Source organism: uncultured Maribacter sp., assembly GCF_947496775.1.
Taxonomy (GTDB): domain Bacteria; phylum Bacteroidota; class Bacteroidia; order Flavobacteriales; family Flavobacteriaceae; genus Maribacter_B.
Window position 1 is genome coordinate 1 of the sequence record NZ_CANMDU010000007.1, and the last position, 21,705, is coordinate 21,705.

At 32.3% G+C, this 21,705-nt stretch carries 22 protein-coding genes; 8 read left to right on the forward strand and 14 right to left on the reverse strand.

Annotated features, from left to right (window positions below; genetic code table 11):
- Window positions 1-87 precede the first annotated feature (87 nt).
- From Q0856_RS11795 to Q0856_RS11805, 3 genes are all read right to left on the reverse strand, one after another.
- A complete protein-coding gene (locus Q0856_RS11795) occupies window positions 88-2,574 on the reverse strand; it encodes a ribonucleoside-diphosphate reductase subunit alpha (protein ID WP_298505243.1) in 2,487 nt (828 codons plus the stop codon).
- 132 nt (window positions 2,575-2,706) lie between these two features.
- Complete coding sequence (locus tag Q0856_RS11800) at window positions 2,707-3,693, reverse strand: ribonucleotide-diphosphate reductase subunit beta (RefSeq protein ID WP_298474703.1); 987 nt, start codon at window positions 3,691-3,693, stop codon at window positions 2,707-2,709.
- 637 nt (window positions 3,694-4,330) lie between these two features.
- Window positions 4,331-4,474, reverse strand: coding sequence for a hypothetical protein (locus Q0856_RS11805; RefSeq protein ID WP_298474705.1), 144 nt, complete (start codon window positions 4,472-4,474; stop codon window positions 4,331-4,333).
- 305 nt (window positions 4,475-4,779) lie between these two features.
- On the opposite strand from Q0856_RS11805, the gene Q0856_RS11810 reads away from it, so the two are divergent.
- Both Q0856_RS11810 and Q0856_RS11815 read left to right on the forward strand, forming a co-directional pair.
- Window positions 4,780-5,514, forward strand: coding sequence for a LytTR family DNA-binding domain-containing protein (locus Q0856_RS11810; RefSeq protein WP_298474707.1), 735 nt, complete (start codon window positions 4,780-4,782; stop codon window positions 5,512-5,514).
- A 149-nt stretch (window positions 5,515-5,663) separates the two neighbouring features.
- Window positions 5,664-7,499 carry a tetratricopeptide repeat protein gene (locus tag Q0856_RS11815; protein WP_298474708.1) on the forward strand — a complete coding sequence of 612 codons (1,836 nt, stop codon included), beginning with the start codon at window positions 5,664-5,666 and terminating at the stop codon, window positions 7,497-7,499.
- Here Q0856_RS11815 and Q0856_RS11820 read toward each other — a convergent pair.
- Complete coding sequence (locus tag Q0856_RS11820; RefSeq protein WP_298505246.1) at window positions 7,489-8,061, reverse strand: DUF3109 family protein; 573 nt, start codon at window positions 8,059-8,061, stop codon at window positions 7,489-7,491. The genes Q0856_RS11815 and Q0856_RS11820 overlap by 11 nt on opposite strands.
- A 96-nt stretch (window positions 8,062-8,157) precedes the next feature.
- Between Q0856_RS11820 and Q0856_RS11825 the strand changes: the two genes are divergently transcribed.
- Together Q0856_RS11825 and Q0856_RS11830 are read left to right on the forward strand one after the other, a co-directional pair.
- The gene (locus tag Q0856_RS11825; protein ID WP_298474712.1) at window positions 8,158-8,736 is read left to right on the forward strand and encodes a MarC family protein; all 579 of its coding nucleotides are present in this window, start codon (window positions 8,158-8,160) and stop codon (window positions 8,734-8,736) included.
- A 21-nt stretch (window positions 8,737-8,757) separates the two neighbouring features.
- A complete protein-coding gene (locus Q0856_RS11830) occupies window positions 8,758-8,961 on the forward strand; it encodes a hypothetical protein (RefSeq protein ID WP_298474714.1) in 204 nt (67 codons plus the stop codon).
- Here Q0856_RS11830 and Q0856_RS11835 read toward each other — a convergent pair.
- The 4 genes from Q0856_RS11835 to Q0856_RS11850 form a co-directional block, all read right to left on the reverse strand.
- Window positions 8,958-10,586 carry a S41 family peptidase gene (locus tag Q0856_RS11835; RefSeq protein ID WP_298505248.1) on the reverse strand — a complete coding sequence of 543 codons (1,629 nt, stop codon included), beginning with the start codon at window positions 10,584-10,586 and terminating at the stop codon, window positions 8,958-8,960. The two genes, Q0856_RS11830 and Q0856_RS11835, sit on opposite strands and share 4 nt — an antisense overlap.
- Before the next feature lie 9 nt (window positions 10,587-10,595).
- Window positions 10,596-11,030 (reverse strand): dCMP deaminase family protein, encoded by a 435-nt coding sequence (locus Q0856_RS11840; protein ID WP_298474718.1) that lies wholly within the window; start codon window positions 11,028-11,030, stop codon window positions 10,596-10,598.
- A gap of 93 nt (window positions 11,031-11,123) precedes the next feature.
- Complete coding sequence (locus Q0856_RS11845) at window positions 11,124-11,708, reverse strand: HupE/UreJ family protein (RefSeq protein WP_298505250.1); 585 nt, start codon at window positions 11,706-11,708, stop codon at window positions 11,124-11,126.
- A gap of 10 nt (window positions 11,709-11,718) precedes the next feature.
- Window positions 11,719-12,453, reverse strand: a complete 735-nt coding sequence (locus Q0856_RS11850; protein ID WP_298505253.1) for a TerB family tellurite resistance protein — start codon at window positions 12,451-12,453, stop codon at window positions 11,719-11,721.
- A 147-nt stretch (window positions 12,454-12,600) separates the two neighbouring features.
- Here Q0856_RS11850 and Q0856_RS11855 point away from each other — a divergent pair, with 147 nt between their 5' ends.
- The 4 genes from Q0856_RS11855 (at window position 12,601) to Q0856_RS11870 (ending at window position 15,136) form a co-directional block, all read left to right on the forward strand.
- On the forward strand, window positions 12,601-13,011 hold the full coding sequence (locus Q0856_RS11855; protein WP_298474724.1) for a BrxA/BrxB family bacilliredoxin: 411 nt from the start codon (window positions 12,601-12,603) through the stop codon (window positions 13,009-13,011).
- Between the two features lie 67 nt (window positions 13,012-13,078).
- On the forward strand, window positions 13,079-13,819 hold the full coding sequence (locus Q0856_RS11860; protein WP_298505255.1) for a lysophospholipid acyltransferase family protein: 741 nt from the start codon (window positions 13,079-13,081) through the stop codon (window positions 13,817-13,819).
- A gap of 11 nt (window positions 13,820-13,830) precedes the next feature.
- Complete coding sequence (locus Q0856_RS11865) at window positions 13,831-14,499, forward strand: HD domain-containing protein (RefSeq protein WP_298505257.1); 669 nt, start codon at window positions 13,831-13,833, stop codon at window positions 14,497-14,499.
- A gap of 37 nt (window positions 14,500-14,536) precedes the next feature.
- Window positions 14,537-15,136: a hypothetical protein gene (locus Q0856_RS11870; protein ID WP_298505260.1), complete on the forward strand. Its 600-nt coding sequence runs from the start codon at window positions 14,537-14,539 to the stop codon at window positions 15,134-15,136.
- A gap of 46 nt (window positions 15,137-15,182) precedes the next feature.
- Here the strand turns inward: Q0856_RS11870 and Q0856_RS11875 are convergent, their stop codons facing one another.
- The 6 genes from Q0856_RS11875 to Q0856_RS11900 all read right to left on the reverse strand — a co-directional run bounded on the left by Q0856_RS11875 (window position 15,183) and on the right by Q0856_RS11900 (window position 21,666).
- Complete coding sequence (locus tag Q0856_RS11875) at window positions 15,183-15,887, reverse strand: DsbA family oxidoreductase (protein ID WP_298505263.1); 705 nt, start codon at window positions 15,885-15,887, stop codon at window positions 15,183-15,185.
- An 86-nt stretch (window positions 15,888-15,973) separates the two neighbouring features.
- Complete coding sequence (locus Q0856_RS11880; protein ID WP_298505265.1) at window positions 15,974-17,047, reverse strand: PA0069 family radical SAM protein; 1,074 nt, start codon at window positions 17,045-17,047, stop codon at window positions 15,974-15,976.
- A gap of 59 nt (window positions 17,048-17,106) precedes the next feature.
- Window positions 17,107-18,660 (reverse strand): hypothetical protein, encoded by a 1,554-nt coding sequence (locus Q0856_RS11885; RefSeq protein WP_298505267.1) that lies wholly within the window; start codon window positions 18,658-18,660, stop codon window positions 17,107-17,109.
- Window positions 18,661-18,768: 108 nt separating this feature from the next.
- A complete protein-coding gene (locus tag Q0856_RS11890) occupies window positions 18,769-19,551 on the reverse strand; it encodes an enoyl-CoA hydratase-related protein (protein WP_298474737.1) in 783 nt (260 codons plus the stop codon).
- Between the two features lie 11 nt (window positions 19,552-19,562).
- The gene (locus tag Q0856_RS11895; RefSeq protein WP_298474739.1) at window positions 19,563-20,972 is read right to left on the reverse strand and encodes an ATP-binding protein; all 1,410 of its coding nucleotides are present in this window, start codon (window positions 20,970-20,972) and stop codon (window positions 19,563-19,565) included.
- A 142-nt stretch (window positions 20,973-21,114) separates the two neighbouring features.
- Window positions 21,115-21,666 (reverse strand): CopD family protein, encoded by a 552-nt coding sequence (locus Q0856_RS11900; protein WP_298505270.1) that lies wholly within the window; start codon window positions 21,664-21,666, stop codon window positions 21,115-21,117.
- Window positions 21,667-21,705: the final 39 nt, after the last annotated feature.

Here is a 21,705-nt window from a genome sequence, read left to right on the forward strand (position 1 = left end):
AAAAATCCAGCGAAGCTAGCTTCGCTGGATTAATTTAATTATTTAATAAATTGTCAACCTATTTTAGGACGACTCAACACTATCTATTTAAGATCCACACATTAAACAATCATCATCTGCTTGTCCTTCCTTTGCTCTTGCTATCATTTCTTTCATCTCCGCAGGTGTTAACGGCTTTATATCTAGTTCTTGTTGCACAGGCGTTGGTTTAACTTCCATAGTAGCTGCTTCTTCAGCTGCTGGTGTTGGTGTAGCAGCAACAACTTCTGCTTGTGCAGCAATGCTAACAGGAACTTCCTTTTTCTTCGTATTATCCAAAGTAAATTTAATGGCGTCAACAGCTGCCTTAGTACGTAAATAATACATTCCCGTTTTTAAGCCACTTTTCCATGCGTAAAAGTGCATAGAAGTCAGCTTGGCATTATTCGCATTTTGCATAAATAAGTTCAACGACTGACTTTGATCAATAAAGTAACCCCTTTGGCGACTCATATCAATAATATCTTTCATGCTCAATTCCCAAACTGTTTTATATAAATCTCTTATATCCTGAGGTATCGTTTCTATATGCTGTATAGATCCGTTAGCACGCATTAATTCTTGCTTCATACCCTCATCCCACATTCCGAGAGCCACTAAATCTTCCAACAAATGCTTATTTACCACAATAAACTCTCCTGAAAGTACTCTTCTTGTATAAATATTAGATGTATACGGTTCAAAACATTCATTATTCCCTAAAATTTGGGAAGTAGAAGCCGTAGGCATAGGTGCTACTAATAAAGAATTACGAACTCCGTTTTTAGCCACATCTTTTCTTAACTTTTCCCAATTCCATCTACCAGAAAGTTCCTCATCTTTTATTCCCCATAAATTGTGCTGAAATTCTCCTTGGGACATTGGCGAGCCTTCATATGTGGAATATGGACCTTCTTCTTTAGCCATTTCCATAGAAGCAGTTAGTGCAGCAAAATATAATGTTTCAAAAATCTCTTGGTTTAACTTTTTTGCCTCATCACTGGTAAAAGGCATACGTAACATAATAAAAGCATCTGCAAGACCCTGCACACCTAAACCAATTGGTCTATGACGCATATTAGAATTTTCCGCTTCTTTTACCGGGTAATAATTTCTATCTATTACTTTATTTAAATTTTTGGTTACTCTCTTTGTTACTTTAAATAATTCTTTATGATCAAATGTCCCGTTTTTAACAAACATTGGCAATGCTATAGAAGCTAAGTTACACACTGCTACTTCATCTGGAGAAGTATACTCCATTATTTCCGTACACAAGTTAGAAGAACGTATTGTTCCTAAATTCTTTTGGTTACTCTTACGGTTAGCCGCATCTTTATACAACATATAAGGTGTACCAGTTTCTATTTGAGATTCTAATATTTTCTCCCAAAGTTCACGTGCTTTTACCGTCTTGCGTCCTTTTCCTTGCTCTTCATATGAAGTATACAACTTCTCAAACTCCTCACTATGGCATTCAAAAAGACCTGGGCATTCATTAGGGCACATTAATGTCCAATCTTCATTAGCCTCTACCCTTTTCATAAATAAATCCGAAATCCACATTGCATAGAATAAATCTCTTGCACGCATTTCTTCTTTACCATGGTTCTTTTTAAGATCTAAAAACTCAAAAATATCGGCATGCCATGGCTCCATATAAATGGCAAAACTTCCTTTACGTTTTCCTCCACCTTGATCCACATATCTTGCAGTATCATTAAAAACCTGTAGCATTGGAACAATACCATTAGAAGTACCATTTGTTCCTGCAATATAGGATCCTGTAGCTCTTATGTTATGGATTGATAAACCTATACCACCCGCAGATTGCGAGATTTTTGCAGTTTGCTTTAATGTATCATAAATACCATCAATACTATCATCTTTCATTGCTAACAAAAAGCAAGAAGACATTTGTGGTTTTGGTGTACCTGAGTTAAAGAGTGTTGGTGTAGCATGTGTAAAATATTTTTTAGACATTAACTCATAGGTTTCTATAGCTGCATCTAAATCATTTAAATGAATCCCAATAGAAACACGCATAAGCATATGCTGTGGTCGTTCTGCAATTTTACCATTGATTTTTAATAAATACGAACGCTCTAATGTTTTAAAACCAAAATAGTCGTAGCCAAAATCTCGGTTATAAATTATAGTAGAATCTAATTTCTCAGCATTCTCCATAATTACATTATACACCTCATCAGATAACAATGGAGCTTCCTTTGTTGTTCTAGGGTTTACATATAAATACAAATCTTTCATTGTTTCTGAGAAAGATTTTTTTGTGTTTTTATGTAGGTTAGAAACAGATATACGAGCCGCAAGTTTGGCATAATCTGGGTGTGTAGTTGTCATAGTAGCTGCAGTTTCTGCTGCTAAATTATCTAACTCCGAAGTAGTTACCCCATCATACAAACCTTCTATTACTCGCATAGCCACTTTAAGTGGATCTACTAAAGCATTTAGTCCGTAACATAACTTACGAACTCTCGCAGTTATTTTATCGAACATTATCATTTCTTTTCTTCCGTCTCTTTTTACTACATACATATTGCTACAATGGTTTTAGTGGTTCGTTAAATTTTAGGGTCGCAGGGTCATATAACCGTGCAAATCCGAGTTTTCTGTAGGTTTACTATTAAGCTAAAGGGGTGTAAGGCAACTATAAAGTCGACTTACTAATTAAAAATCAGCATCGAAGCTAATTTTTTGAGAATCTTCATCATCCTCTGTATTCAACACGCCTGCTTTTTGATATTCAGAAACGCGCTTTTCAAAGAAATTTGTCTTTCCTTGTAAGGAAATCATATCCATAAAATCGAACGGATTGGTAGAATTGTATACTTTATCGCATTCTAATTCTACTAACAAACGATCCGTGACGAATTCCAGATATTGCGTCATTAATTTAGCATTCATCCCGATTAGACTTACTGGTAGCGACTCGGTAATGAATTCTCTTTCGATATTAAGTGCATCTACTAAAATCTCTTTGATTCTTTCTTTAGGCACTTTATTTATGATATGGTGATTATGCAAATGAACTGCAAAATCGCAATGCATACCTTCATCTCTTGAGATTAACTCATTAGAAAATGTTAATCCTGGCATTAAACCTCTCTTTTTAAGCCAATATATAGAGCAAAAAGAACCAGAAAAGAAAATACCTTCTACAGCCGCAAAAGCAATTAAGCGTTCTGCGAAACTTGGAGATTCTATCCATTTTAAAGCCCAATCTGCTTTTTTCTTTATTGCTGGGAAATTTTCTATGGCCTGAAAAAGAATAGTTTTTTCTTTTTCATCTTTTACATATGTATCTATTAAAAGAGAATACGTTTCGGAATGAATGTTTTCCATCATTATTTGGAAACCATAGAAAAACTTTGCCTCGGAATATTGTACTTCATTTACAAAATTCTCTGCCAAGTTTTCATTTACAATCCCATCAGAAGCAGCAAAAAATGCAAGAATGTGTTTTATAAAAAAACGTTCATCGTCATTTAACTTATTCTTCCAATCTGTTAAATCCTCGTGTAAATCGATTTCTTCTGCAGTCCAAATACAAGCCTCCTGTTTCTTATACCAATCCCATAAATCATTGTGTTGAATTGGAAATATTACAAACCGATCTTTATTTTCGGCTAAAATAGGCTCTATGGCTACAGACATAATTATAAATGAATTTAGTGTTAATACGGAATATGCTCTTTCGTATATATTAGCAAAGATGTAAAATTACAGCCAAAATAAAAGAGGTAATTTTGTTATATCGTTACAAAGTTTTTAACACAAAATGTTGAAATGTATGTTTAGCTATAATGTTTATTAGCCTTAACAAAGAAATACTTTTAAGATAAAATATTACCTAGAAATAATTCTAAAAAAATAAACCAAAAAGTATTAAAATTATATACTTTTTGGTTTATTAAAAAACGTTTCAATATTTTTCTAATCCTCTTATTTACAGTACTTATCAATTGTACGGCCCTTCCAATGCATCTAATTAAAGATAAATACTACAATAATGCTAATTCAGGTAGTTCCCCCGAAACCTATAATCAACGTAATACAATCTCTAACAAAATTAGACCTTGTATTTTTGTGTAGTAAAACATTGGACGGAAATACTAATTAAAGTACACGATCTTTTTATTATAACGTGTCCTAGAGCCGTACCTTTTAATATTGATAAAAAATTAAATACTTACTAAGTATTACCGTATTTACATACAAAAATAACCAAATAACTACATTAAAACTGACGGATTTTCCCTCTATTTTATATGATTTCGGTTAAAATCACAATTTATTCATTTATGTCTAAATTTTTCAAAGTAACATTCACAGCAATATTATCTTTTACAATCTTGGAGCTATTCCTTTTTTCAACCACTACAGCTACTAATAACAAAGACAGTAAAAGCCCAAACATTATTAAGCACTTTTTCATCTTAGGTTTTTTTTAGTTTATCTAAACATTCGATTAATAGTCAATGAAACACATGTATAAATCCATGTATATCAAATTTATACTAATGAAAATGACCAAAAATATATAAATGTATAAATGGTAGTTTTTAATGTATAATTGACACCCCAGCAAAGTCTTCTAAAAATCCAAACCGATAATTTTATATTTTTTAAATATATATTGTTATTCATACCTAAATAATTACCATTAATACATCTTTTTTTAAAATGTAACTAGAGAATTATTTTTTTAAGTAACTTACCTCTAAACATATTAAGCAACCTATGTTAGAAGCCGTAATAGTTGATGATGAAATTAAAGCTCTTCAAAGTTTATCTTGGGAGCTAACCAATTTTAGTAAAGAAATTAATGTAGAAGCTTCTTTTACAGATCCATTTGCCGCACTAGAGTATTTAGAAAAAAACACTCCTGATTGTCTTTTTTTAGATATTGAAATGCCTACAATGGATGGTTTTCAGTTTATTCAAAAACTACAAAACAAAAATTTTCCTGTTGTAATTACCACAGCTTATAACCAATACGCTATAAAAGCCTTAAAAAACGAAGCAATAGATTATCTATTAAAACCTATCGACACTGATGATTTAAAAGAGACTATTGTTAAGATTAAAAAGTTTAACTACAATAATTACACATCTAACAAGCTAGAAAAGATTCTTTTAAATTTTAACGCCAATAATATTCAAAAAAAAATTACTATTAATACCGATGGTAAACTTGTCTTTTTGGAAAGTGATGAAATCCTTTATGCAGAATCTGATGGCAACTATAGCACCCTTTTTTTAACAGATGGCAACAAACTAGTTCTTACTAAAAAACTTAAAGAAGTTAACGAACTTCTACCGCAAGAGACTTTCTTTAGAATTCATAACTCGTACATTATTAATCTAAACAAAATAAAAGAGTTTTTAAAAACAGATGGATACGTTATTTTAAAATCAAACCATAAGATTCCAGTTTCTCGTCAAAAAAAATCAGATTTCTTAGATTTAATATAGACCATTACATGCAAATAAATACGTCTACATTTTTTCACATCTTATTTTATTTTCTTTTCCCTAAAATTAGAAAGGCATTTGTTTTACTTATTCTTTTTTTTAGCATCTCTATATCGAGTCAAGATATTTCTCCTGCTTTTCTCTTGAAAATGGACAGTCTTATTAAAGAATCTCCTATTACCTACAAGGCCATTGATAAAGTACTAAGAAGCAAAAGAAAAGACACTATTCATATGCGTTTCTTTGCTCAAAGGGCTTTAAACAAAGAGTATTTAACGGGTCAATCTTATGCCTTAAATCAACTCGGTAGGAGGTACCGGGCTTATTCTCAATTTAGCAAGGCTATTTCTTTACATAACCAAGCATTATATGCTGCCAATACAGCTAACAATTTAGAATTCAAAGTCTATAGCCTAAATATGCTCAGTGTTGTTTACCGCAGAACAGACGCTATTAAAACAGCATTAGACTATAATCAAGAAGCGTTAGAACTCGCAGAAACTGTAGAAAACCCGTCCGACAATTTAAAGAGAAGTATTAATGTATCTTTAAACGGAATCGGTAATTTATACCAAACTTTAGAACAATACGATTTAGCCATAAAACAGTTTCAAAGATCTATGCAATTAGAAAAAGATCTTGGTAATGAGCTAGGCATCGCTATTAATCATCAGAATATAGGGGAATGCCAAGAGGCTCAACTCGACTTAACTGCTGCACTGCAGAGCTACCGCACATCTTTAGCTTACAATGAGAAAATAAATAGTGATATGGGTCGTATTATTTGTAAAAATAGCATTGCTCAAATCTTTATAAAACAGAATAAGATAAATAAAGCATTAGCTATATTAGAACCAGCACTACGAGACTCAAAATCCTTGGGTGATAAATACATTACATCAGCGGTACAAATTAATTTAGGGAAAGCCTTAATGCAAATTAATCGTTATTCTGAAGCAGAAAAGAACATCCTAGAGGGACTACAACTTGCAAAAAAGCACAATCTCCCAAGCGGAATCTCGCAGGCCAACCTAAACTTATCCGAACTATATGGAAGGCAAGGACAACATAAAAAATCTTTAACCTATTACAAAAAAGCTCAAAAATTCAATGAGGAAATATCTAATGTTCGGAACCTACGTTACGTAAACGATATGATTATTAGGTATGATACGGAGAAAAAAAACAGCCAGATAGAGGTTCTTGCTAAAGAAAACGAAATTGTAAAACTAAAACTTAGAAAAAACCAGACCACTTTACTTATAAGTGGTATTGCCTTATCTCTTTTAGCAGGCATATTTTTTATTCTATACCGACAATACCAATTAAAAAATGAAAAAAAGCTTCTTACACTAGAACAAACGATGCTACGAAGCCAAATGAATCCGCACTTTCTATTTAATTCCTTAAACTCTATTAAACTATACATTATTAATAATGAAAAGAAAAATGCAGTTTATTATCTAAATAAATTTTCTAAACTAGTACGTAAAATATTAGAAGCATCTACCCTAAAAGAAATTACACTTGCTGAAGAATTAGAAACCGTAGAACTATACTTAAATATTGAAAATATTCGTTTTTCCAATGAAATTAATTACACTATTTCTATAGATGAAGACATAGATATACATACTGTGAAGATTCCTTCTTTAATTCTTCAGCCTTTTCTAGAAAACGCTATATGGCATGGACTATCTTCCAAAGAAGGAGAAAAAAAATTAACCCTTACCGCAAATCCAGGAAAAAAAGGGTTTATTACTATTTCTATTATCGATAACGGAGTTGGAAGAAACGCTGCTGAAAAAATTAAAAAAAATAAAGTCTTAAAACGAAAATCTGTAGGCATAGATATTACCAAAGAACGTTTAAGTAATTTCTCCAAAGATTACCAAAATTCTTTTGATATAGAAATATTAGATTTGTTTGATGAAGATAAAAAATCACTAGGAACTAAAATAATACTCAATATTCCTACCTTTTAACATGTTCCTTAGCTACTTCCTCCAACTCCGCATACCACTCTTTCCCAAATTTTCGTATTAGAGATTCTTTCACAAATTTATAAATAGGCACCTGTAATTCTGTTCCTAACGAACATGCATCATCACATATTTCCCATTTATGATAATTTACAGCAGTTAGCTCTGTATACTCTCGCACCCTAACAGGGTACAAATGGCAAGAAACAGGTTTTTTCCAATCAATTACCCCGTCATTATATGCCTCCTCTATACCACACTTTGCAGTTTTCTTTTCATCCAAAATTACATATGCGCAGGCATTCCCATTTACTAAGGGGGTTTCCCATTCTCCGTCTTCTCCTTTAACAAAAGCTCCTTGCTTTTCAATTTCCACTATACCTTCGGGGCTTAAATACGGTTTTACTTTACTATAAATATCCACCATAATTTCAGTCTCATCATCTGCAACAGGTGCTCCTGCTTCCCCATCAATACAACATTGTCCTTTGCACGCATTTAAATTACACACAAAATCATTTTCTATTATCTCCTCGGATACTATAGTTTTTCCTATTTGAAACATACTCAAAATTAAAATGGCAAGATACGTTTTCTTACATATTCTATAACATCTATAATTCAAGAATAAGTGTACATTTGAAAAAAAACAATAAACGTTATGTCATTAAATTTTGATTTTCGGGAAATTGCTTCTTCAGGAATGATTCTTTTTGCCGTAATAGATATTATTGGAAGTATTCCTATTATAATTGGTTTACGAAAAAAAGTAGGGCACATACAATCCGAGAAAGCTTCTCTCGTAGCAGCTTCTATTATGATTGCTTTTCTATTTATTGGAGAAGAAATATTAAAACTTATCGGTATTGATGTAAATTCCTTTGCTGTTGCAGGGGCTTTTATATTATTTTTTATGGCCTTAGAAATGATTTTAGGAATTACACTATACAAAGATGACGAACCCGAAACTGCCTCTATTGTCCCCATTGCTTTTCCTTTAATAGCCGGCGCTGGTACTATGACATCTATATTATCTCTCCGTGCCGAATATCATGTAGAGAATATAATTGTTGCCATTGTAGTAAATATTATCTTTGTATATATAGTATTAAAATCTTCCAAAAAAATAGAACACATTTTAGGGAAAAACGGTATAAATGTTATTCGTAAAGTATTTGGAGTTATACTATTAGCTATCGCAGTTAAATTGTTTGCTGCAAATATAAATCAGCTCTTTTAGAAGACATAAAAATTATAAAAAATGAACAAAACCCTAACCTTAGTCTTAATTGCATTAGCAATAGCATTAATATCCTACAACGTTACCCTTTTAGATTTTAATAATTTGTTTGAAGGTAATAGTATTATTGCTCTTATTGGCATCATGGCATCTTTAGTAGCTATTGTATTAATATTAGTTTTTAATACCAGCAAGAAAATACAAAAAAAGATGAACGAAAATTAGTTCTGTTCTTCTGTTTCTTGTTCTTCTATATTTTGCACTAAAGAAGGGTTGTCTAATTGCAGCACCTTATTTAACATAGGGTCTTCTACACTTTTAATTTTAGCATAAACATTTGGTCCATATAACTGATCGGCCAATGCTGCTTTTAAATATAGTTTTATCCCACCCTCTAAATCATAGAAATTCATTTTTAAATTTCTTGTCATAGCGTACTCTACGAAATTCTCAAAAAGAATGTCGTCTACTCTAAAATCATTAATAAATTCTTCTTGGGTATAATAATCATACCTTTTACGGTCTTCATCTAAATGTTCAAAGGCAAAATAAGATAAAAAACCATAACTATCCATACTCTCTATCGCCTCTTCCTCATTAGTACCAATTGGTACAAAAACATCGGGAATTATTCCGCCACCGCCATAAACAATCTTTCCTTTTGGTGTTTTAAATTTTAAAGAATCTGCGACTTTAATACTATCCGCGGACATTAATTCCCCATTATTATAGCGTTCTGTAAACTTTTTATAATAATCTTTATGTCCGTTTTTATATGTTTTTTGTATGCTTCTTCCTGTTGGTGTATAGTATCTTGAAACCGTAAGTCGTACTGCAGAGCCATCTCCTAAATCCATTTCTCTTTGCACTAACCCTTTTCCAAAAGATCTTCTTCCTACGATAGTACCTATATCATTATCTTGTAATGCCCCTGCTATTATTTCACTGGCAGAAGCGGATCTTTCATTAATTAAAACATAAACTGGTTTATCTTCAAACTCTCCTTTATCCGTTGCAAATACCTTTTCGACCTTTCCTTTCTTATTTTTTGTAAATAAAATTAGTTTACCGTCTTTTAAAAACTCATCTGCCATCTCCTCTGCAATTCCTAGATAGCCACCAGGATTATCTCGCAAATCTAGCGTTAGTTTCTTTGCCCCTAGTTTTCCTAATGCCCCCAAAGCAGACTTAAACTCTTTAAAAGTAGATTCTGCAAAACGATTTACTTTTAAGTAACCCATTTCATCCGTGAGCATAAAATAAGCCACTACACTTTTAATGGGCACTAAATCTCTTTTAACCTTTACAGAAAAAACTCTGTTTTCCTCCTTGCGGTAAACCTGTAAATTTACCTTAGTTCCTTTTTTTCCTTTTAGTTTTTCTACAATATTATTACTTCCAAGATTCTTCCCATACAGTGTATCTTCATCTGCCATAAGGATCCTATCTCCCGCCTTAATTCCTTTCTTAAAGCTGGGTCCTTCTGGTATTGCTCGGATAACGGCTATAGTGTCTTGGTACGGATAAAAATTTATCCCAATACCTACAAAATCTCCTTTCATATTTTCAGAGACTTTATCCATTTCTGCGCTAGGAATATATACCGAATGTGGATCTAGCTTTTCCAAAATATTATTTACAGTAATATCTACTATACTATCCGTATTAATATCATCTACATACTCATAATCTATATAATCAATAAGTTTGTTAAGTTTATCTTTTTTAGAATTGGTCGTAAAAAGTCTTTCTGGAGAATGATTAAAACTCAATTTTCCACCTATGAATATGCCTAAAGCAAGAGCTACAGCAATAATCGTTGGCCACAAATAGGTGTTGATTCGTTTCATTTACTATTCTTATTTGTTAGATATTTTTGGCATATGAACCAATTCTACGCCTGCTTTTTCTAAAAATTTAAGTCCTGAATCATCTTTATAAGCGACTTGATAAACCACCCGTTTTATACCTGATTGATGTATAAGTTTGCTACATTCTTTACACGGAGATAGCGTAATATATAATGTAGCTCCATTACAAGATTGTGTAGAAGAAGCGACCTTAGAAATTGCATTTGCTTCGGCGTGTAACACGTACCATTTTGTATAACCCTCTTCATCCTCACAAACATTATTAAACCCCGTTGGTGTACCATTATAACCATCAGAAATTATCATTCTATCCTTTACAATAATTGCTCCCACTTTTTTTCGTTCGCAATTAGATAAAAGCCCCCATTCCTTAGCCATTCTCAGGTAAGCTTTATCGTATTTTTTTTGTTTTATCTCTTTCATCTAAAAAACTACTAACATAGTTAAGTATAGCAAACTACTAAGATACCTGCTTTATAAAACAACAACAACCTATTAAGGTATAATTAACAAAGCTTACCAAGGAAACGTATTAATTAACATGGGAATCGTAATTAAAAGAGCCGCAATAGAACCAATTATTACAAAATATCGTTGCTTTACGTGAAGCCAAGTTTGCACACTAAAGGCTATTGCTAGAACACTTAGTACAATAATAATCTGAGAAAATTCTATTCCAAAAGCAAAACCAAAGAGTGGCGTTATTTTTTCTTCTTCCCCAGCCATTAACATCTTAAAATAATTAGAAAATCCAAATCCATGAATTAACCCAAAAAAAGAAGTCGCTATTACTAGCAACAGGATACTTTTTTGTTGCTGTTGCGTTTTAGCATAAAGCAAATTAAAAATAACAGTAATAAATATGGTTACTGGAATTAAAAACTCTATAAAAGTTACATCCATTACAACTACCTCAAACACAGAAAAAACTAGGGAAGTGCAATGCGCTATAGTAAAAACAGTAGCTAACAACAATACATTTTTCCAATTTTTAAAAGTAAAAGGAAGGGTAAGAGCCGTTAAAAATAGAATGTGATCATAGGCCGAAAAATCTAACACATGATCTAAACCTAATGTAACATAAAACCATAAATTATCCATATCCTATATCTCAAATTCCTCGTTCTTTCTGAATATTTTCATATGCTTTTTGAACACGTTTAAATTTTTCTTCTGCCCCTTTCTTTATAGCTTCATTTTCTGTAATAACCTTATCCGGGTGATACTTCTTAGCCATGGTTCTATATGCTTTTTTAACTTCATCATCGGTGGCTGTTTTTTCTATTTCTAAAATCTTATATGCCGTATCCGCCGATTTTACAAACATAGCTTTTATACTATCGAAATCTCTTACACCCACTCTTAGATAACCAGCAATTTCCTTTATTTTATCCACCTCCGAACTACTTACATTACCATCGGCCTGAGCTATTCCGAATAGAAAATGTAGTAATTGCAGTCGTACTTCATATCTGGTTCTTTGGTTTAGATAGGCACAAATGCGTTGGGCAGAAATTTCGCTTTTCTTATTAATATCATTAAAGGTTCTAAAAATAGCATTTGCTCTTTCCTTACCGTATGTACTAACAAAATATTGCTGTACATAGTTCATTTCTGTTTGCGAAACCTTACCATCTGCCTTAATTACTAAGGAACATAAAGAGAGTAAATTAAGTTCAAAATCGGCTGGCGATACCTTCTGTCTTGTTATATCGCTAAAAACAGTATTTCCGTTTCCATGACCAGAACTCAAATTATCTATAAAACTGCCAACAAGAAATCCTAAAATTGCGCCGGGAAATCGTAAAAAAGAATACCCTAAAATGGCAGCAAACCACTTAATCATAAATCCATTAATTTTTTATCAAAGATATGCTATTACTGTAAAAAATATAATCTAATGAAAAGTAATGAAAAGTAATGAAAAGTAATGAAAATTAACTAAGTACGACAAATTGTATATCTTTGTCCTTATTAATTAAAATAATACATTATGTATCCTGCAGAATTAGTTAAACCAATGAGAGAAGACCTAGCATCTGCTGGTTTTCAAGAATTATATACTGCCCAAGAGGTAGAAAATGCGATAGCAAAAGAAGGAACAACTTTAGTTGTTGTAAACTCAGTTTGTGGATGTGCTGCTGCTAACGCAAGGCCAGCTGCTAAAATGAGTTTGCAAAATGATAAAAAACCTAATCATACTGTTACGGTTTTTGCTGGAGTAGATACAGAAGCAGTGAATGCGGCTAGGGATTTAATGATTCCTTTTCCTCCATCATCTCCTTCTATGGCCCTTTTTAAAAATGGCGAATTAGTTCATATGATTGAACGCCATCATATTGAAGGAAGACCTGCAGAAATGATTGCAGAAAATTTGGCCGAGGCTTATAATGAGTTCTGCTAAAAAATAATTTTAAACATTATTGGAAAAACCGCTCTTTTTAAAAGAACGGTTTTTTTATTTTTACACTATGGGAAAATTTTTTGCCTACATACTAACTCCAATATTTGCATTCTTTTTTATGCTTATTTTATTGGTTTTTCAACCAATTCAATGGATTTGTTTCAATGTATTTGGTTATAAAGCGCATAGTATTAGTGTAAACTACTTTAATTTATGTTTAATAAGATGCACCCATATTATAGGTACAACTTATAAGTTTAACAATCCTCACAACATACCAACAAACAGACCTTTAATAATAGTATCTAACCACCAAAGCATGTATGAGATTTCTCCTATAAGCTGGTGGATGCGTAAACATCATCCAAAGTTTGTGAGCAAAAAAGAATTAGGAAAAGGTATTCCTAGTGTTTCTTACAATTTAAAACATGGTGGTTCTGTTCTTATAGATCGCAACGATGGCAAACAAGCTATTAAAGAAATTGCAAAACTAGGCTCTTATATAGAAGAGCATAACCGAAGTGCTGTAATATTCCCCGAAGGTACTCGTAGTAGAACTGGGCATCCAAAAAAGTTCCAAACTATGGGACTCAAAATATTAATTAAAAAAGCACCCTCCGCGTTAATAGTACCTATTAGTGTAAACGATTCATGGAAAATGTTACGGTATGGTAAATTTCCTAATGGTCTAGGTAGCCACATTACTATAGATGTACACAAACCGTTAGAAATAGAAGGTAATATTGATGATTTAATTGCCACAATAGAAAAGACTGTTGCACAAGGCGTAAATTCTTTTAAAGCATAAAGTATCCTATTTTGAAAGATGAAAACGTAATACAAGAAACCATTTCCTTTGTAAAAAAAACTTTAGATGGCGCCGAAGGCGGACATGATTGGTTTCATATAGAACGTGTTTACAAAAACAGCCTGTTAATAGCAAAAGAAGAAAAGGTAGATATGCTTATTGTTTCTCTTGGTGCTTTGTTACATGATATTGCAGATGCTAAATTTTATAATGGCGATGAGAGTATTGGTCCTAAAATAGCCAGCGATTTTTTACACTCTAAAGAGGTTATTCCAGAAGTAATACACCATGTGGTAGCCATTATAGAAAATATTTCTTTTAAATCTTCTTTAGATAAAGGTAATCCGAAGAAGGAAAGGTTTAATTCTCTAGAATTACAAGTAGTACAAGACGCGGATCGTTTAGATGCTATTGGTGCCATAGGTATCGCAAGAACTTTTAACTATGGTGGATTTAAGAATAGACCCCTATACAACCCAAATATTCTTCCTAATTTGGAAATAACGAAAGAAGAGTACAAAAAATCGACCGCCCCGACTATTAATCACTTTTACGAGAAACTACTTTTATTAAAAGACAAAATGAATACCAATAGCGGCAAGAAACTAGCGGAAAAAAGACACCTGTTCATGGTTAATTACCTCAATCAATTTTATTCTGAGTGGAATGGCCAATCGTAGCGAAATGAGTTGGTACGATTATTGCTACACACTTTGAATGAAAAAAGTTTATTTATTCCTATCTCTAATTTTACCGTACCTAATCTATAGCCAAGTTTCTGGCCCTGAAATTTTTGCAGAATACGGTGCATTTTATAATGGAGATTTAAAGTCATTTACAAATCATAAAATAACAGCAGGGAGTGAACTATTTTCATTTAAATATCTATCTCCAGAAATTGAAATTGCCTATAACTTTGGAACTCATGAAAAATCTGAAATTCCATTTACCAGTATTGCCTTTGGTTTTAGCCCTAAACTAGTTTTCCAAGAAGAAAAATCAAGATGGGTTTTTATACCCAAATATCATTTTGGAAACATAACCGCTGAAAATTTTGATTCCAATAACAATGCAATAAAACATAAAGACAAAATTAATTTTTGGTCTTTTGCAATTGGCTTAGAAATTAAATCCAATTACAACAGTTCTAATAGAGAAAAATGGGGTGTTTATCTTATCTATAACGGTTTTAATGCTAAGCCTACAATGAGTAGGGTTAATGTTGAACAGTTAAAAATTAATAACACCCAATCTATTGGTTTAAGCTTTAGAATAAGTTCCAATTTCAAAAGAAAAAACGAAGAATACAGAGAATAAAAAAGTCTTATACTTTATTATAAACACCCTTTTTATTCCCCAAAATTTAATCACAATTACCATCTAAATCGCAAGCACTTCCCTCTCCAGTATTTAATATGGTTAATTTTTCTTGCTCATGTTTTTTCCAAGTATTTTCTAAGGCTTCAGTAAAAACTTCCTCTGGCTGGGCTCCTGAAAGTCCATATTTACCGTCTAGTACAAAGAAAGGAACACCGCTAATGCCTAAATTTCGTGCTTCCAATTCATCCTGTCTTACTTCATACGTTAAAGCATCAGATAAAAACATAGTTTTAACCTTATCGAAATCTAAACCAACCTCTTTTGCTATTTGTAATAGTACATCTATAGCGTCAATATTTTTGGCATCTTCTAAATGTGCTTTTAAAAGTGCCTCTTTTGTAGCATCTGCTTTATTTTTTGTTTTTGCAAAATGTAATAAACGGTGTGCATTTAATGAGTTTGCTGTTATTGCTTTCTCTATATTAAAATTAAGACCCACCTCACTTGCCATGGCTGTTACACGATCAAACATACCCAAAGCAGTATCTTTGTCAATGTTTTTTACTTCCATAAAACGCTCTATATAATCTACATTTAGCTTCGTTTCTATATAAGGATCTAACTCAAAACTTTTCCACTCAACAATAACCTCTTCTTTATATGGAAATTTATCCAAAGCCGCTTCAAATTTTCTTTTTCCTATATAACAAAATGGACATCTAATATCGGACCAAATACTTACTTTCATACTCTTATAATTTCGCAAACCTACTATCCAATAAAATAGACGCTTATTTACCTAAAAGCTTACTTTCTATTTAAAAATACAATTACCTAAAACAATTTCATTTGTCCGTCTTTATATTGCTCATGTAAGCTAATATTAAGTTCTGGAAACACTTTGTCCCTAAAATACTTCTTTTTAGCAATACGTATTAAATCATGAATCTGTGTAGCTATTTTACCTTCACCCCTAGACCGAACTCCAAAACGACTGTCATTTAAGGTTCCACCATGGCATTCTTCTATTTGACGTAATACCTTTTCCGCTTTATCGGGCAATGTTTTATAAATCCAATCTGTAAAAATTTGACCAATAGCACCATTTAAGCGTACTACAGTAAAAGCAAATGACAACGCTCCATTTTCCGATACCGCTTTTGCTAAATTAAGAATCTCATGACTGTTAATCCCTGGAATAATTGGGGCTAGCATAGCCTTTACAGGGATGTTATTTTCTGAAAGTAATTTAATAGTTTTTAAGCGTTTTTTAATACTTACTGTTCTAGGTTCCAAAATACGCCTGGTTTCTTCTGATAGTGATGTTACAGAAATAGTAACGCCTATTAAATTATCTTTAGCAAGTTCTTTAAGTATTTCTAAATCTCTTAGAATTAGAGCATTTTTAGTAATTATGCCAACAGGGTGTTTGTACTTCAAAAACAGCTCTAAACATGCTCCGGTAATACCAAACTCTTTTTCTGCTGGTTGGTAACAATCTGTATTCCCTGAAAGTACTATAGTTTTAGCAGACCAACGTTTACTTTTTAATTTTGCCTCTAATAACTTAGGAGCATCCTTTTTAATCAAAATTTTTCTTTCAAAATCTAAACCTGCACTATACCCCCAAAATTCATGTGTATTCCTAGCATAACAATATATGCAACCATGCTCACAACCTTGATACGGATTCATGGAAAATGCCATTCCAACATCGGGACTAATAACTTTATTAACAATGGTTTTAGGGAAAATCGGAACGTATTGCGTCTTATTTTTATCCGCTAGTTCTCCTTCTTTTCTACAAAATTCAAGAAAATCATTTCTAGTTTCGTAAATATATTCAGAGAATTTATTGGTTTTATTTTCTTGCGCTCCTCTTCCTTTAAGGTAGGGTTTCGATATCATTGTCGATTGGATTTATTCCAAAATTATGGAAATATTCCTTTTTTGACAATTTCAATGTATTAATTAACAGTTACTTTTACTAACTGCTTTCTACTACCTCTTTTTGCATAGAACAATAGCTCATTATCTGTTTTTCTTATTAATGGTTTAGACACCATTATAGGTAAACGAACATCTTTATCATCCACCAATTTTTTATAAGACAAATCTCCCGTTGGTTTTACCTGAATTACGAAAAGGTTAGGGTTACGGCTAAATCCTTGCTTAAAGAGAATTCTATTTTTACTCATTTTTTGTGGATTTTCGCCAGAGTTAATAAAGAAAAACATGGTTTCACCTTTTCCATAAGGGGTATAAGATGCATAAGCAGCATCTCCTTGTGTAACTTCTGCCTTATTAATATTTCTTGCCCACTCCATATCTCCTTGCGAATTAAGTTTTGCGCAAACAATATCATTATAATGAAAACGCTCTACCTCTAAACGGGTTCCTGTAGAAGTAGCATCCATTCCCTTAGTTACAAAATACTCTTCTGCACTAAAAATTAAAGCATTTTGTTCTGTAACATGTATGCTTTTAAAAATTAGGTTCTTAATTTCCGCATTTACTTCTCTACCAAATTTATCCACCATAAATTGCTCCGAAAAAGCGTTGTATTTTTTCGATTGTATCTCTAAAGAAGATGCATTTAATTTATAATAACATAACCCATTATACCTATTATCCTTACGGTCTGCATAAAAACCTACAGTAACCAAACTATTGTCTATTAAAATAGGTTTCAGAGATTCTGGGTACCTACCGGCATCGTTAAACTCTTGCGTTTGGTGGCCACTATTTGTTACTCTTACCACCTCATACTGAAATCTACGCTCTTTAGCGTCGAACCTTCTTTTCTTAAAATAAGCCTTACCAGAAAAATATAGCGCCTGAAAATCGGGTGATACTTCTATATTCTCAAAAGCATAATTTTTGTCTTCTGCGGCAGTTGAAAAATCATAGGTAATATGTTTTTTTAAATCGGTACCAAAAAGATGCATGGCATATTTCTTTTTCTTTCCTTCCCTGTGCTGTACAGTAATAGCAAAAGCGTTCTTTTTATCATTAAAATGAACCGCTGTTGAAAAACCGTTATTAAAACTTCTATTAAACTTGCTAACTGCCAAAGGATTTGTAACTTCTTTAGAAGAAACAAAAAGAATGGAACGCTCTGTAAAATTAAAATCGTCCAAAGGAGTTTGATGAATTATATACTCGTACCCTTCTTTCTTGTTATTATATTTTAATTCTAATAGATATAGTTGGCCATTTCTTATAAAACCATCAACCATATGCATAGCAGAATATTTATAATTATAGTCTTGAATTAAGTTTAAGTCGGCATCATACATCTCAATATAATGCCCCTTTGCTCGCAATAGAACACCACCATAATACTTTCTTACTATTACAGTTTGTCCTTTTTGATCATCATCAATAGATAAAATTGTAGAATATTTATACCTATCGTTATAATTTTCTCCTAAACTATAATTTACAGGTAGTTCTTGTGCTTTAAGTAAACTAAAGCTACAAATACATAGTAGCACAAAAATATTTCTTAAACGCATCATAAAGTAGGTATTTGGTGATTTAATCAATAATGGAAATAATATTTCAAGGATTGCCTTAAAACAAAACTAGTTTCCAATTAATGCCTCATGAGCTTGCCCAGAGGTAATTTACTTTCCTGGAAAATCTGCTTTTCTCTTTTCTAAAAAGGCAGTTGTTCCTTCTCTAAAATCGGCTGTACCAAAACATTTTCCAAAAGCTTTTATCTCGGCATTATACCCATCTAGAGTAGTATTAAAACCAGCATTTACTGCTTTTATTGCATGACCAATTGCAACGGAAGAATTATTCGTTATTTTAGCAGCTATTTTTTTACATAAGGGCAATAATTCTTCTTGTTTTACTACATGGTTCACCAAACCGCAAGACAAGGCTTTAGGAGCATCTATCATACCAGCAGTCATAATAAGCTCCATGGCCATTCCTTTACCAATTAATTGTGGTAATCGTTGCGTTCCCCCATATCCTGGAATAACTCCTAAAGAAACTTCTGGAAGGCCCATTTTTGCATTATCGCTTGCCACTCTAAAATGGCAAGCCATAGCCAACTCTAACCCTCCTCCTAATGCAAATCCATTAACCCCAGCAATAACTGGTGTTTTCATGTTTTCTACAAAATTGAAAAGTAGTTCTTGTCCTTTTTTTGCAAGCGCTTCTCCTTTTTTTACTGAAAAATTCGCAAATTCCGATATATCTGCTCCAGCAACAAAGGCTTTGTCTCCACTCCCTGTTAAGATAATAACTTTTGTATTTTTATCTTTATCTAAAGCTTTAAATGCCCTATGTAGTTCCTTTATAGTATCTCTGTTTAACGCATTTAATTTTGTAGGTCTATTAATGGTTACCTGTGCCAAAAATTCTTCTCTCTCTACAAGAATAGTATTAAATTCCATATTATATATTTTTAGTTCTCTTTAGGAAATTTTACCGTAAAAACGGTTCCTTTACCTGGTTGTGATGTAAAATCAATTGAACCCTTATACGTCTCCACAATATTTTTTACCATACCCAGTCCAAGACCCATTCCACTAGTTTTTGTAGTAAATTTAGGTTCAAATATTTTATCTTTATTTTCGTCTGATATTCCTATTCCATTATCTGCCACCATAATTTTTACAAAATTATCTTCACTCGCCATAGAAACTAAAATTCTTGGTGAGGCAACCTCAGGAACGGCTTGTATAGCATTTTTAATTAAATTAGTGATTACTCTAATTAACTGCGTACGATCTAACTTAGAGATAATTTCTTCTTCCTCCGAAATAAAATGTATATAATCTTTATTGAAAATATCTAGCGCTAGTTTTACAATTTTTACCACATTTAAAGTCTCATTCTGTTGTGCAGGCATTTCGGCAAAATTAGAAAATGCAGAGGCTATACTGCTCATGGTATCTATTTGTTGGATTAATGTTTTAGAATACTCTTCTACTTTTTCATTTATTTTAGGGTCCTCTGGATTAAACTTGCGCTCAAAACTTTGTACCGTTAAACGCATTGGAGTAAGCGGATTTTTTATTTCATGAGCTACCTGTTTAGCCATTTCTCGCCACGCCTGTTCTCTTTCGCTCTTTGCCAGTTTTACTGCACTTTGCTCAAGCTCATCAATCATGGAATTATAAGAAGAAATTAAATTTTCCATTTCTTCTCCTGGATTTTCTATAAATATTTTCTTATTCCTTTTGGTTAAATCCGTCTGGCTAATCATATTTGAAATAGTCTCTAAGGACCTCGTAATATATTTAGATATAAAATAAGCCAAACTTACTGCCATTAGAAGCATTACCAAATACACTCCTCCTAGACGCATTAAAAACTCTTTGAGCTCCATATCATTAAGAGAGTTGTCCTCAAAATACGGAAGATTTAAAATACCGATTGGTTTAAATTGGTAATCCGTAATGTAAGTGTAAGATGCCTGATACTTATCCCCAGCAGTAGAATTCTGCTCCACAAAGCGTTTTTCTACAGAATTAGACAAGTTATTAAGGATAACGGCATCTAAACAATTGGAAATAGAGTCTTTCTCGAACTTTGGTCGGGAGCTTTTAATCAACTCTCCTTCTAAATCGTAAATATTAAAATTTACATTTTGCACATCGGCAATTTGATAAATTTCTTCTTTAAAAATATATCCTAAATTTTCAGTTGTAACTGGATACGTCGTTCGTTGTAGGGTATAATTAATACTCTGCTTAATCTGACCCTCTTTACGCTCTAAACGCACTTGGTGATAATCTTTTGATTGCTCTCTATATTGATAAATAGTAATCCCAGCGATTAATACCGAAGCAATAAGCACCAGTAAAATCATAGAGATAAAAATCCGAGAACGAAGAGAGAATTTTTTTAGCAACGATTACTTGTTTAATGTTAAAGATACGGATTCTGTCTAAGTTTAAATTGCAGCATAAATTCCCGTTTATAAAACAAACACTACAACTTTTACACCAACCTTAAGCTTCCGGGTTTTTATCCTGAATACTTTTATAAAGTTTAATTCCCAACATTAATAAAATACCTAAAACTATAATTCCGACAACACCAAATATCCAATTAAACGTACTTTTTAATATAACCAGAAAAACAACGGCAAACAAAATAAGCGTAGCTCCTTCATTCCAAATTCTCATAAACTTAGAACTATATTTTACCTCATCTCTTTGCAATTGTTTAAATATTTGATGGTTTTTAACATGATATATAAAAAGTACCAAAACAAAAGTAAGCTTTACATGCATCCAAGGTTGTTGTAACCAAGCAGGCATTAAAATTAATAACCAAATAGCAAAAATAGTACTCAACACTGCGGAGGGCCAAGTAATAATATACCACAAACGTTTGGTCATTAATTTTAGTTGTTTGGAAAGAATTTCCTTTTCAGGGGATTCTTTGCGCCATGCTTCTATATGGTAAATAAAGAGTCTAGGGATGTAAAACAAACCCGCAAACCATGTTATTACAAAGATTAGATGTAATGACTTTATGTAATTATAGTATTCCCCCATAACATTAAAGAATTCCTTAAATATATACTCTCTTTAACT

Excerpts from the sequence above, each read along its gene's own strand:
- Q0856_RS11795 (WP_298505243.1), bottom strand. The coding sequence starts at position 2,574 with ATGTATGTAGTAAAAAGAGACGGAAGAAAAGAAATGATAATGTTCGAT.
- Q0856_RS11800 (WP_298474703.1), bottom strand. The coding sequence starts at position 3,693 with ATGTCTGTAGCCATAGAGCCTATTTTAGCCGAAAATAAAGATCGGTTT.
- Q0856_RS11805 (WP_298474705.1), bottom strand. The coding sequence starts at position 4,474 with ATGAAAAAGTGCTTAATAATGTTTGGGCTTTTACTGTCTTTGTTATTA.
- Q0856_RS11810 (WP_298474707.1), top strand. The coding sequence starts at position 4,780 with ATGTTAGAAGCCGTAATAGTTGATGATGAAATTAAAGCTCTTCAAAGT.
- Q0856_RS11815 (WP_298474708.1), top strand. The coding sequence starts at position 5,664 with ATGGACAGTCTTATTAAAGAATCTCCTATTACCTACAAGGCCATTGAT.
- Q0856_RS11820 (WP_298505246.1), bottom strand. The coding sequence starts at position 8,061 with ATGTTTCAAATAGGAAAAACTATAGTATCCGAGGAGATAATAGAAAAT.
- Q0856_RS11825 (WP_298474712.1), top strand. The coding sequence starts at position 8,158 with ATGTCATTAAATTTTGATTTTCGGGAAATTGCTTCTTCAGGAATGATT.
- Q0856_RS11830 (WP_298474714.1), top strand. The coding sequence starts at position 8,758 with ATGAACAAAACCCTAACCTTAGTCTTAATTGCATTAGCAATAGCATTA.
- Q0856_RS11835 (WP_298505248.1), bottom strand. The coding sequence starts at position 10,586 with ATGAAACGAATCAACACCTATTTGTGGCCAACGATTATTGCTGTAGCT.
- Q0856_RS11840 (WP_298474718.1), bottom strand. The coding sequence starts at position 11,030 with ATGAAAGAGATAAAACAAAAAAAATACGATAAAGCTTACCTGAGAATG.
- Q0856_RS11845 (WP_298505250.1), bottom strand. The coding sequence starts at position 11,708 with ATGGATAATTTATGGTTTTATGTTACATTAGGTTTAGATCATGTGTTA.
- Q0856_RS11850 (WP_298505253.1), bottom strand. The coding sequence starts at position 12,453 with ATGATTAAGTGGTTTGCTGCCATTTTAGGGTATTCTTTTTTACGATTT.
- Q0856_RS11855 (WP_298474724.1), top strand. The coding sequence starts at position 12,601 with ATGTATCCTGCAGAATTAGTTAAACCAATGAGAGAAGACCTAGCATCT.
- Q0856_RS11860 (WP_298505255.1), top strand. The coding sequence starts at position 13,079 with ATGGGAAAATTTTTTGCCTACATACTAACTCCAATATTTGCATTCTTT.
- Q0856_RS11870 (WP_298505260.1), top strand. The coding sequence starts at position 14,537 with ATGAAAAAAGTTTATTTATTCCTATCTCTAATTTTACCGTACCTAATC.
- Q0856_RS11875 (WP_298505263.1), bottom strand. The coding sequence starts at position 15,887 with ATGAAAGTAAGTATTTGGTCCGATATTAGATGTCCATTTTGTTATATA.
- Q0856_RS11880 (WP_298505265.1), bottom strand. The coding sequence starts at position 17,047 with ATGATATCGAAACCCTACCTTAAAGGAAGAGGAGCGCAAGAAAATAAA.
- Q0856_RS11885 (WP_298505267.1), bottom strand. The coding sequence starts at position 18,660 with ATGATGCGTTTAAGAAATATTTTTGTGCTACTATGTATTTGTAGCTTT.
- Q0856_RS11890 (WP_298474737.1), bottom strand. The coding sequence starts at position 19,551 with ATGGAATTTAATACTATTCTTGTAGAGAGAGAAGAATTTTTGGCACAG.
- Q0856_RS11895 (WP_298474739.1), bottom strand. The coding sequence starts at position 20,972 with ATGATTTTACTGGTGCTTATTGCTTCGGTATTAATCGCTGGGATTACT.
- Q0856_RS11900 (WP_298505270.1), bottom strand. The coding sequence starts at position 21,666 with ATGGGGGAATACTATAATTACATAAAGTCATTACATCTAATCTTTGTA.